At 64.4% G+C, this 12,568-nt stretch carries 3 protein-coding genes; all 3 read right to left on the reverse strand.

The features are described from left to right. Positions 1 to 12 precede the first annotated feature (12 nt). A complete protein-coding gene (locus N4Q37_RS26375) occupies positions 13 to 7,311 on the reverse strand; it encodes an amino acid adenylation domain-containing protein (RefSeq protein ID WP_260963124.1) in 7,299 nt (2,432 codons plus the stop codon). Positions 7,312 to 7,416: 105 nt separating this feature from the next. Further along, entirely contained in the window at positions 7,417 to 8,682 is a 1,266-nt protein-coding gene (locus N4Q37_RS26380) for a glycosyltransferase (RefSeq protein WP_260963125.1), read from the reverse strand. Positions 8,683 to 8,932: 250 nt separating this feature from the next. Further along, positions 8,933 to 12,568, reverse strand: a 3,636-nt coding sequence (locus tag N4Q37_RS26385; RefSeq protein WP_260963126.1) for a condensation domain-containing protein, incomplete at its 5' end; no start/stop codon positions are given.

A 12,568-nucleotide genomic window follows, 5' to 3' on the forward strand; every position in this document is an offset into this window, starting at 1 on the left:
CAGTCGGTCACGCTATGCGAATACCTTCAGGGCGTTGCCGCTCCTGGCTCGGGCAGTTTCCATGCGCAACGTGATGAAGGCTGCCACCCGTTCGATATGCGGCTCGCGCATCATGCTCAGGTGATCGCCTTCCACGGCGATTCGCTGCACCTGCGGCGCAATCGAACGCCAGCCGCGGTAGGGGTCGCGAAACGCCGTGCCCACCTGTTCATGTGGCGCTTGGAGGACGTCAGGCAGCTCGACGTCCGCGGCGAACAAGGTGACCGGCAAATCCAGTGGCGGGAAGCGGTAGTCCAGCAACCCTTGCCAGTTGGCATGGAACACCCGGAACAGTTGTTCCAGCGTTTGTCGGGCAATGGTCGGGTCGAAAATGCCTTGGCCGATGCCGTGCTGCCGGATCGCCTCGAACGCCTGCGGGTCGGTCATGCCAGAGAAGTCCAGGGCGTGGTAGGCATACTCCTTCTGACCGTCGCCGCTGAGCAGTTCCCACATGAACCAGTTCATGAATTCGCTGCGCTCTATCCGGACCTCGCCTTCCCTGACGCGCACGATGGTGTCCAGCAGAAACACGTTGTGCAGGCGTCTTCCGCGACGCTGCAACTCGCTCGCCAGTTCATACGCCACCACGCCGCCATACGACCAGCCACCGATATCCAGGGGGCCTTGAGGCGCGACCTGCTCAATGGCGTCGGCGTAATAGGCCGCTTGGGCCTGTACCGATTGCAGCGGTTCGCGACCATCCCAAGTCCCCGGCGCCTGCAGGGCGTACACATGCACCTGGTCCTTGAGGACGCGTGCCAGTGCCGCATAACACAGCACGTGGCCACCGATGGGGTGCACCAGGAACAGCGTCGGTGCCTGCGGGGCATTCTTGAAGTCCACCAGTGCGCCGGTGTCGGTGGTCACGGCTTCGGTCTGTTGCAGCACCTGGGCGAACTCGGCGATCGTCGGGGCCTGGATGAAGTCGGACAATGACGGTGCCAGGCCCTGGTGCCTGGCCAGCATGGCGACCAGTCGTACAGCCTTGAGCGAATTGCCCCCCAGTTCGAAGAAATTGTCGTGGACGCTGATGTCCTCCAGCTCCAGGGTTTCCTGCCAGTAGGCTTGCAGCAGGTCTTCCCAGGCATTGCGGGGCGCGGTGAATGGCCGCAGCAGGGTGTTTTGAACCTCCACCTTCTGCAACTGCCGACGGTCGATCTTGCCGGTGGGCCCCAGCGGCAGTTGCGTGATGTTCACCAGGGTATTCGGGACCATGTAGTCGGGGAGGGTCAGGCGCAGCTCGGCCTTGAGTTGATCCAGGTCCGGCGCTCGGTCCGGCATGGCCTGGACGAAGCCCACCAGGTAGCGACTGCCGTCTGCCGCCGGTTTGTCGATAACCGCCACTTGCTGGATGTCGGCGCCGAACCGGGTGGAGCCGAGCATCGCCACCTCGATCTCGCCCAGCTCGACGCGATAGCCACGGATCTTGACCTGTGCGTCGCTACGGCCCTGATACACCAGGTCGCCCCAAGGCAAGTAGAAGCCGACATCGCCGGTTTCATACAGCCGCCGGATCTTGCCTTCAAGCTGGCGATAGACAAAGCGCTGGTCGGTGAGGTCGGGACGATTCCAATAACCGTTCGCCAGGCAGATGCCTTCGATGAACAGCTCGCCCGTGACCCCGACCGGACAAACATTGCCCGCCGGATCGAGGACATGCATGCGCACGCCGTCGATCGGTGTGCCGATGGGGGGCATGCTCGGCCAGGTCGCCGTGGCGCCTTCGAGGGTCAGGTGGGTAACCACATGGGCTTCGGTCGGGCCGTAATGGTTTTCCAGTCGGCAATCTTCCAGGCCATCGAGCAGTTCGCGGATTTCACCGGTGATTTTCAGCTGCTCGCCGGCCACGCTGATCTGGCGCAGCGATACGGGGCGGATACCCAACTGCAGGGCGACCTCGGCCAGGCCCTGGAACGCGACGTAGGGCAGGAACAGGCGATTGACGTTTTGCTCGTCGATAAACCCCAGCAACCTGATGAAGTCATAGCGCAACCCCTCGTCGATCATCACCAGTTCTGCACCGCAACCCAGCGTGGAGAAAATTTCCTGGAACGACACGTCGAACGAGATGGGCGAGTACTGCAGGGTTTTCAGCTGCGCGGCCGGGCCGCTGTGCTGGCGCGTCTGCCAGCCAATCAGGTTGGTCAAGGCCCGGTGCGGCATGGCGACACCTTTGGGGCGCCCCGTCGAGCCAGACGTGTAGAGCAAGTAGGCATTGTCTTCACCGGCGATGTTCGCGGCGATGGCGGCGACCAGGTGGTGGCCGCGTGTCGGCTGCCCATCGAATTCGGCCTCCACGCTGTCCCAATGGCGCGTCGCGAGCTTGCCCGCCAATGCCGTGGCGAGCTGGGCCGAGGCATCGGCGTACAACACCAGGCTCGGCTGGGAGTTTTCGAGTATCAGTCGGATGCGGTCCTGGGGGTAACTCAGATCGATCGGCACATACGCGGCCCCGGCCTGGATGACGCCGAGCAGGGCTACGATCAGCTCCGGCGAGCGCGGCATCATGATCGCCACCCGGTCTCCCTGGCCGATGCCGTGGTCGTGCAGCCAGCTCGCCAGCCTGGCGCAGGCGTCGCTCAGTTCACGGTAGGTCAGGCGGACCTGGCCGAAACTCAAGGCCGTCTGCTCCTCATGGCGGGCGAAACTGTCCAGCAACAGGCTCGACAAATTGCCTTGGGACCTTGCCGTGACCGGCTCCGGCGCGCGCTGGGCCCGTTGCGGCAACCATGACGGTATGCGGGGTTCGGCCTCGGGGGTGGCGATCATCACCTCCAGCGTGCGCAGCAAGTAGTCGGCATATGCCTCGACCTGGCTGGTGGCGACGCGCGCGGTGCGGTAGTCCATTTTCAACAGCAGCGAACCGTTGGCCGGGTGGCGGCCGAGCGTGGTCAGCAAGTCGTAGTTGCTGGCTTCGGTGGTTTGCCAATCGGTCAGGATCTGCTCCTCCGAGGCGAGCATGTCCTTGAGTACATAAAAATCGACGTAGTTGAACACCACGTTCAGGGCCACGTCGGTTTCTCGATGTATCAGGGCGAAGGGGTAGCGCCGATGGGCGAATACCTGCTGCTCCTGGGCCATCGAGGCCTGGATCACTTCCAGCCAATTCTGTCCGACGGTGCTGAAACGCAGGGGCAGGGTGTTGAGGAACAGGCCCAGTATCGACGCGGCATCCTCGAATTCCGGTCGGCCATGGCGGATGACGCCACACAGCACTTCTTTCTGGTTGGAGAGAATGGCTTGGGCGAAACCGTGGGCCGCCAGCAGGACCGCGCGCATCGGCAGGTCCTGGGCCTGGCAGAACGCTTCGAGCCGCGCCACCTGCGCGACGGGGATTTCACGATAGACCGAGCGGTGCGGTGTCGCGTCCGGGGCCACCACGTGGACCCAGCTGATCATGGACGCGGCGGGGGCGTCGTGCAGGTAGTCGCGCCAGAACCGGCGATGGGCGTCGTCTGCCATGGCGGCCTGTTCCAGGACAGCGAAATCGGCCGGTGTGGTGGTCAGCGCCGGCAGCCCGTCGGCCCCGGGCGCCGAGGTGTAGAGGGCGATCAGGTCACGCATCAAGGTGGCCACGCTCCAGCCGTCGAGGATCGCATGGTGGAAACTGAACACCAGCTCGATTTCCTCCGGTGCGACGAACACCCCGAACTGATACAGCGGTGCCTGATGCCAGTCTTCGCGATGCTGTTTGCGCGCCTCGATGTAGTCGGCAACGGCTTGCGCCTGTGCTTCGCGGCTCAGCGCGACGGCGTCGATGACTTGTACGGGCGGCTCGACCGTTGAATGAACCCGCGCCATGGGCGCTTCGGCGTGGCTGATATCGAATGACATGCGCAAGGCCGGGTGGCGCTTGATCAGCGCCCGGCACGCCCGGTCCCAGGCCGGCGCATCCCAGTGCAGGCGCAGGCGGTAGCGGAAGATGTCGTGATAGATCGCCGACTCGGGGTGCATCATCGAGTGATAGATCATCCCGACCTGCAGTTGCGATGCAGCGAATACGTCGTCGAACAGGCCTTCGCTGGCGAGGCGGACCTGCTGTGTGACCTGGGCGAAAGGCGCCACGTTCGCCAGGGGGAGCACAGCGGCCTCTGTCTCTCCTTGGGCCTGCAGGGCTTGGGCCAGTTCAGCGATGGTCGGGTGCTGGTACACCTGTGCCAGCGTCAATGCGATTCCTTGTTCGCGTGCCTTGATCTGCAAGTGAATGACCTTCAGGGAGTCGCCGCCGAGCATGAAGTAATTGTCGTGGATGCCGGGCACCGGCCGTTTGAGGTTGTCTTGCCAGAGATCGACCAGGGCTTGTTCCAGCGACGTGCGCGGTGCGGTCGCGTCGGTGCTGCCCCAGGCCGTGGCGGGTTCGGGCAAGGCTTTGCGGTCCAGCTTGCCATTGACGTTCAGCGGGAACTGTTCGAGCTCGACCAGATATTTGGGCACCATGTAGTCCGGCACTTGCTGGCGTAACGTTGCCTGCAAGGCGGCGACCGAAGGCGAGCAACCCGGGTCGCTCAGCCAGTAGGCACTCAGGTAGGCATCGCCTTCGGGGTCCTGGCGGGCGATCACCACCACGTCCTTGACGCCTTCGCAAGCGAGCAGGCGCGCTTCGATCTCGCCCAGTTCAATGCGCAGGCCGCGGATCTTCACCTGGAAATCGTTGCGCCCCAGGTATTCGATGCTGCCATCGGGCAGCCAGCGGCCCAGATCGCCGGTCTTGTACAGGCGTGCCTGGGGATCGGCCTGGAACGGGTCGAGGATGAACCGTTCGGCGGTCAGTTCGGGGCGGTTCAGATAGCCTCGCGCGACACCGATACCACCGATGTGCAGTTCACCGGCGATACCCGGGGGTAGCAGTTGCAGGCTCGCGTCGAGCACATACATCTGGGTGTTGGCGATCGGCTGGCCGATTGGCACGATGCCCTCGTGCAGGTCGGGCCGGCAATGCCATGCCGTGACGTCGATGGCGGCTTCAGTGGGGCCATAGAGGTTGTGCAACTGTACGTGGGGCAAGTGTTCGAAGAAGCGCTTCTGCAGGGTGTGCGGCAACGCTTCGCCGCTGCACAACACTTGCTTGAGTCTCGGCAAGCGCTGGGGCTCGACCTGGTCAAGGAAGACTTGCAGCATCGACGGGACGAAATGCAGCAGTGTGATGCCGGCGCCCGCCATGATGTCCATCAGATAGCGAGGGTCCTGATGCCCGCCGGGCGCGGCCACGACCAGTTGCGCGCCGCTGAGCAACGGCAGGAAGAACTCCCAGACGGACACGTCGAAACTGAACGGGGTTTTTTGCAGGACGCGGCTGTGTGCATCGACACCATAGGCGTCGCGGGCCCAGAGCAACCGATTCACCACCCCGTCATGCCGGTTCATGACCCCTTTGGGCAGGCCCGTGGAGCCGGAGGTGTAAATGACATACGCCAGGTGTTGGGGTGTCAGCCCCTGCGCAGTGGCATCCGGGTTGTGTACCGGTTGCCGGGCAAGGCGTGGCTGATCGGTGTCCAGGCACAGCACTGGCACCGTCATGTCCGGCAGGCGCGCCCGTAACGCGCCGGTGGTGACCAGCGCGCCGGGTGCACTGTCGCTGAGCATGTGGGCCAGGCGGTCGGCCGGGTAGCCGGGGTCCAGCGGCACATAGGCGGCACCTGCCTTGAGGATGCCCAGCAGGCCGGTCACCATTTCCAGGCTGCGCTCCAGGCAAATGGCGACACGCGTGTCCGGGACAATGCCTGTCTCAAGCAGGGCGTGGGCCAGCCGGTTGGCTTGCCGGTTCAGTTCGTCATAGGTCAGCGCTTGTTCTTCGAAACGCACGGCGATGGCATGGGGGCGAGCCGCGACCTGGGCCTCGATCAACTGATGGAGCAGTACGTCCCTGGGGTAGTTGACGCCGGTGCGGTTCCATTCGTGCAGGACCTGCCGGCGCTCGGACGGCGGCATCAGGTCCAGGGTGTTGACCCGCACATCGAAATCGGCGGCGACGCCGTGCAGGATGCCCATGAACCGGTGTTGCAAGGCCTCGATCTGTGGCGGTTCGAAGTACGCCTCGTTGTAGATGAAATGCATCCAGACGTCGTCGTCCGGTGCGGACTCGCGCACGTGCATCGCCAGTGGCATCTGTTCATAGCCATTACTGAGCTTGACCGGTTGCGCGGGCGCCGATCCGTACCAGGTGTCCTGATCCTGTTCGTAGGAGACCACAAGGTCGAACAACTGGCGTCGGCCCAGGTTCTGCAACCCGAGTTCGCGGTTCAGTTCGCTCAGTGGATAGCGTTGGTAGCGATAATCCTGCTTGAGTGTCTGGGCTATCTGGCCGACCAGCTCGCCAAAACCCAGGTCGGTGCCCAGGCTCAGGCGTACCGGGCTCATGCCGACGAACAGACCGACCGTGGCTTTGTGTGCGGCATTGGCACGGTTGAGGATCGGCAGGCCGATCACGATCTCATCGCGTTGGGCAACGCGGGCAAAGTAGCTGTACAGCGCCCCCAGCATGACGTGGAAGACTGTCGCCTGGCCATAAGCTTTCGCCTGCTCGCCGAGACGGTTGTACAGCCCCCGCGGCAGGCGCCAGGCATGGTTGCGGCTGGGTGCCAGGCGCTGTTCGAAGCGACTCTGGTAGCGCGGCGCGAGCAAGGGGTCGGGCAGGGTGCGGTACTTGTCCAGCCAGTATTGGCGTTGGCGTTGGAAGGACGGCGAGTCCTTGTCGATGGCCTGCTGCTCGACATAGGCCTGATAGGTCGGTGCCGGTGTCGCGGTTTGCGTCGGATCCGGCAGGGCGGTGTAGGCCTGGCTGATTGCCCGGCCGATCATGGCGAAGGACCAGCCGTCGATGATCAAGTGGTGGCAGTTGACGTAAAAATAATAGCGTTCTTCTTTCACTTTCAGCAGCGCTGCGCGTAACAGCAAGCCGCTGTCGAAGGAAAACGGCGTGTGCAAGTCGTTTTGCAGCAGGGTCAAGGCGCTGGCATGGGGATCGTCGTGTGCGGATACGTCGTGCAGGGCCAGTGTGGCGCCGACCGAGTCGAGGAAGCGTTGGCGCGGCAACGGGTGATCGGCCGAGCCGGGCACCAATCCGATCCGCAACGCGTCGTGACGACTGACCACCTGGTTGATGGCCTCTTGCAACCTGACGGCATCGACCGGGCCGTTGATACGGGCGTAGCCGCCGATGTTGTACAGCGGGCTGTCGTCGTGCAGCACCTGGTCCAGCCAGATATCCAGTTGTGGGGCGGTGAGGGGGTGAAGCACGTTCTGCTCATTCGCAGTGGACGTGGCCTGAGTCATGGGGATCTCCGTGGGCCGGTCCGTTGGCCCGATGAAACGAATCAAAGGAGTGATGCCAGGGCCGGGCCGCTGGCAGCACATAGTCAATCGCGGGGCTATCGCTGATTAAGCGACGCGGGAGGTGGTTGCAGTGCGAGCGAGTGTCTCGATCTGGCGTGCCGCTGCTTCACAGGCGCTGTCGCCGTCCGCAAGCAGTTTGCGATAGCGGTCGCAGCGCTCGCGCACCTCGGCGCTGTTCAACACCTTGTCCAGCGCAGCGGCCAGGGACTCGCCCGAAGCCGGGGGGAAAACGCGTACGCCGCACCCCAGCCGTTCCATCCGGGCCGCATTGTCGAACTGGTCATGGGCGAACGGCGTGGCGATCTGCGGCACCGCGGCGGCCATCGCCAGCGCCGTTGTGCCGACGCCGCCGTGATGCACCAGCGCCGAGCTGCGGGGCAGGATGCGACTCATCGGCACGTAGCGTCGCACCAGGATCCTGCCTTTGTTCGATACGCTCGGGTCCACCGGCTGGCTGGTCAGGAACACGCCGCGGCGGTTGATCGACTTCAGTGCCTGGATCGCGGCGCTGAAATATTGCGCGCTGTTGACCATGGTCGAACCGGGGGTAAACACCACCGGCGCATGGTCGTTCAGGAAGTCGTCCAGTTCGGCATCCGTTTGCTGGAACCCGGACTCATCGAATAACGGGAAACCGGTCAGCACCGTTTGGCTCGGCCAGTCCTGTTGCACCGGGGCGAACCAATCCGGAAACAATCCCAGCACCCGGTCGGGCGAGGAAATCCACTGGCTGATGATGCGCTTGGTGGGGGCCAGGCCCAGTTCGCGGCGAAAGCTGTTGAGCTGCGGGGCCATGGTCCGGTCCAGGAAGGCGCGTTCGATGAACCCCATGAGCAGGCGTTTGACCGGATAAGGCACAAAGGCCGGCAGGTTCGTTCCCGGCGGATGGGTAGAGGGGGCGAGGGCCGACCAGAAGCCGAACGGCGAGACCTGTGCGGTGACCAACGGGATACCGTGTCTTTCCCTGAGCAGCCGCGCCGAAAACGCCCACAGCGAACCCAGCATGACGGTCTCGTCGTCACAGGCTTGCTCCAGCAGCCGATACTGTTCACGCAGTGTGCTGGCCACTGTGTTCCACAACGTTGGGAGTGACGTTCGCGGATGCCACAGCGCCGGATCAGCCATGACCGCGTCGTATTCCTCGCGGGTCCCCAAGGGAAGAAAGCTGAAACCACAGCGCTCGATCAAGGGGGCGAACGCCGCACTGGCGCAAAACGTTATCCGGTGCCCACGTGCTGCCAGCGTACGGCCGATGCCGACAAATGGATGAACATCACCGGCAGAGCCGATGGCTGTAATGATCACGTGCATAAGATCCCTCCAGAGTGCTCGTGCGGTTTGCTGCAGCCCTGATCGGCGGCGATCAGATAACCGTCCGTGGAATCCATCCACAAAAACGATTCAGCCTGAGGGGGGATTAAGCGGTTGCAGATAGGAAAAGTCTGTAGCGGAAAACAGGGACACCTGACGGGTGACACGCCGGCTATGAAGGTGGTGGGTCAGTCGACGTCTCCGTCGACTGACCCACCGTCATCGCGAGCAAGCGCGTTACCCCATGGCCCTATGTCGCCGTGCTGGCGTTCAGCGCCTGGCTGATCGCTTCGCCCAGCCTGGTCACATGAGGCGCCTTGACCAGGGTGTTATGGGTGCCGGGCAACGCTGTCACGCTGACTTGGCCATCGAGCAGCGCGCGCCAGCCCAGGGTCGGGTCCAGGCGTTGCTGTTCGCTCGCGGTGAACAGCGACACCTTGAGCGGGCTGGGTGGGCTGACGTAGGCACCAATCGCCAGTCGCATGGCATAGGCAACCGCCAAGTGGGTGCGCAGCAGGGCGGCATCGATGTCATGGGGCAGCTCTTCCGGTAACAGGCGGTGGGTGATGCACAGCGTCAGCATCGCATCGATGGCTGAGTGTTCCGCCAGTTCGCCCAGTTGCCGGAGCAGATCGGGGTCGATCCGTTCCGGCAGCCAGGCCATCAAGAACTGCGCCTCGCTGATCGATTGCGCTGGCACCGGGTCCGGGCGTGCGGAGGCGTCGATGATGCCGAGGAACTCCACCGCCTCACCGCCGGCCAGCAACTGACGGGCCATTTCGTAGGCGATCAAACCACCGGCGGACCAACCGGCAATCCGGTACGGTCCTTGCGCCTGGACCTGCCGGATCGCTGCCAGATAACGAGTCGCCATGGCCGGCACATCGCCCAGCGGCGCCTCGCCCGCGACCAGGCCACTGGCGGCCAGGCCGTAGACGGGCAGTTGCGGATCCAGCGCAGGCGCCAGGTCCCGCGCATATTGCACCTCGCCGCCCAACGGGTGGACCAGGTACAGCGGCCGCTGGGAACCTGTGCGACGAATCGGTACCAGGTTGCTGTGGTTGCCGGGTCGGGCCTGGCCATCGAGTGTCCGGGCGAAGCCGGCAAGGGTCGGTTCGACAAACAGGTCGCGCACCGCAATCGGCTTGCCGAGGACCTTGCGCAGGCGGGACGCCATCTGCACCGCCATCAGCGAGATGCCTCCCAGGCTGAAGAAGTCATCGTGCCGGCTGACGCGCTCCAGCTTGAACAGGTCTTGCCAGAGGGCCGCGATCGCCAACTCGGTGTCGCCTTGGGGCGCCTCGTAAGGCTGTGCCGGAGTGGGGGCGTCCTGGACGAGATCGGCCAGGGCTTGCCCATGGGGCGAGCGAACCAGCGCCGGCGTGTTCTGCAGCACCTGGGCAATGGACTGCCGTGGGTCGGCCACCAGGTTTTCCAGGACCCTGGCGAACAGCCCGGCGATGTCCTGCACTGTCGCGGTGTCGAACAGGTCGCTGGCGTATTGCAGGCTGCCGCTGATCCGCTCGCCGTTGTCGATCAATGACAGCGACAAGTCGAACTGGGTGGTCTGGTGCGGACTTTCCAGGGTTTTCACCGCAAGCCCTGGCAATTGCAACGGCGCCGCCGGCGTGTTGTCCAGGCTCAACATGACCTGGAACAGCGGGCTGTGGCTCATGCTGCGGGTCGGTTGCAGCGCACTCACCACCTGCTCGAACGGCAGGTCCTGATGGTTATAGGCGGCCAGCGTCAGGTCCTTGATCCGCGCCAGCAGTTCGTCGATGCGGCGGTCACGGCCGGTGCTGACCCGCAGCGCCAGGGTATTGGCGAAGAACCCGATCAATGCCTCCAGTTCCGGACGCTGACGGTTGGCGACCGGTGTGCCGACCACCACGTCGTGCTGGCCACTCAAATGACTCATCAGCACCGACCAGCCGGCCAGCAGCACCATGAACAAGGTGGTGCCCTGGGCTTGGCTGAACGCCCGCAGCTCGGCGCTGAGGGACGGCGACAAAGCGCATTCGAGAATGCCGCCGGCATAGCTCTGGATCGCAGGACGCGGGCGATCCAGCGGCAGGTTCAGCAGCGCGGGCGCTCCCTCCAGGTGTTGCCGCCAGAAGTCGATCTGCGCTTGCAGCGCCGACCCCGACAGGGATTGTCGCTGCCAGGCGGCGTAATCCACGTATTGCAGCGCCAGGGGCGGCAGTGGATCCTTCTGGCCCTGGGTGAATGCGCTGTAGAGCACGCTCACTTCACGGGCCAGCACGCTGTTGGACCAGCCATCGGAGACGATGTGATGCAAGGTCATGAACAGCACATGCTCTTCGTCTGCCAACTGCACCAGGTGACCGCGCATCAGCGGCCCGTGGTTCAGCTCGAACAACTGCGTAGCGTTGGCCTGGCCGATGCGCTCCAGGGTCGCCTGGCGTTCATCGGCCGGCACCCCGCGCAAGTCCTGGTGTTCCAGCTGGAAACGGCTGTCGGCCGGGGCGATTTTCTGCACCGGCTCGCCGTCCACCAGTTCAAAGCGGGTCCGCAGGGTTTCATGACGGGCCACCAGGCGGTCGAGGGTCGCCTGCAATGCCGTTGCGTCCAGTACACCGTTCAGGCTCAAGGCCAGCGGCAGGTGATAGGCCGCGCCGGCGGCATGATCCAGGTGATCGAGGAACCACAGCCGTTGCTGGGAGAAGGACAACGGCAGGCGACCCGAACGATTGGCCAGTGGGATCGATGCCGCCTCGGTTGGCGATGCCGCATGTACCAGCGCGGCGAGGCCACGTACCGTTGGCGCATCGAACAGCTCGCGCAGGGTAATCCGCGCGCCCAGCTTGCGGCGCAGTCGCGAGAGCAACTGCACGGCGAGCAGTGAATGGCCGCCGAGTTCGAGGAAACCATCGTGACGACCCACCTGATCCAGGTGCAGCAGCCCTTTCCAGATCTCGGCAATGGCGATTTCGGTCTCGCCCTGGGGCGCCTCGTAGGCCTTGCTCGCCAGGGCGTCCTGACCTGGTTCGGGCAGGACGCGGCGGTCGAGCTTGCCGTTGGCGGTGAGGGGCAGGGCATCGAGGTGCACGAAGGCGCTGGGCACCATGTATTCGGGCAGGCCGGCCAATAGCGCGCTGCGCAGTTGCTCGGCCGGGACCGGCTCACCACAGACGTAGGCGACCAGGCGCTTGCTGTCCGAGTCGCCTTGGTCGTCTTCACGTGCGATCACCACAGCCTCACGGATACCCGGGCAGGCCACCAGGGCGTTTTCGATCTCGCCCAACTCGATACGGAACCCACGGATCTTCACCTGGAAGTCATTACGACCCAGGTATTCCAGGGTGCCGTCGGCTAGCCAGCGGCCGAGGTCGCCGGTCTTGTACAGGCGTGCGTTCGGCGCGCTGCCGAACGGGTCGGCGATGAAGCGCTCGGCGCTCAGTTCCGGCCGGTTCAGGTAACCCCGGGCCACGCCGACACCGCCGATGTGGATTTCCCCGGCCACGCCCAGCGGTGCCGGCTCGCCCCGCGCATCCAGCACGTGGACCTGAACGTTGGCGAACGGCCGGCCGATGCTTGGGCGCTCGCCCAGGTCGCGGATCAGGTCGATGGTGGCGTCCACCGTGCATTCGGTGGGGCCGTACATGTTGTAGAAACGGATGGTCGGGCAGTTGCGCAGTTTCTCCCAGGTGGCGGCGTTGATCGCCTCGCCGCCGAGCAGCACGCTCACCGGCTGGTAGCTTTGACGTTCCAGCAGGCCGGCGGCGAGCAGGGTGTCGAGCTGCGACGGCGTGGAATCGAAGGCATGCACCTGATGCTGTTCGAGGAAGTCCAGCAGCTCATGGCCGCTGGCGCGGATCAGTTGCGGGATGATCACCAGGCGATGGCCGGAGAACAGCTGGGAGAT

The organism is Pseudomonas citri (assembly GCF_025336485.1).
Classification (GTDB): Bacteria; Pseudomonadota; Gammaproteobacteria; order Pseudomonadales; family Pseudomonadaceae; genus Aquipseudomonas; species Aquipseudomonas citri.

Bases quoted from the DNA above. Each gene is read 5' to 3' on its own strand.
- N4Q37_RS26380 (WP_260963125.1), bottom strand. From the start codon at position 8,682: ATGCACGTGATCATTACAGCCATCGGCTCTGCCGGTGATGTTCATCCA.
- N4Q37_RS26375 (WP_260963124.1), bottom strand. From the start codon at position 7,311: ATGACTCAGGCCACGTCCACTGCGAATGAGCAGAACGTGCTTCACCCC.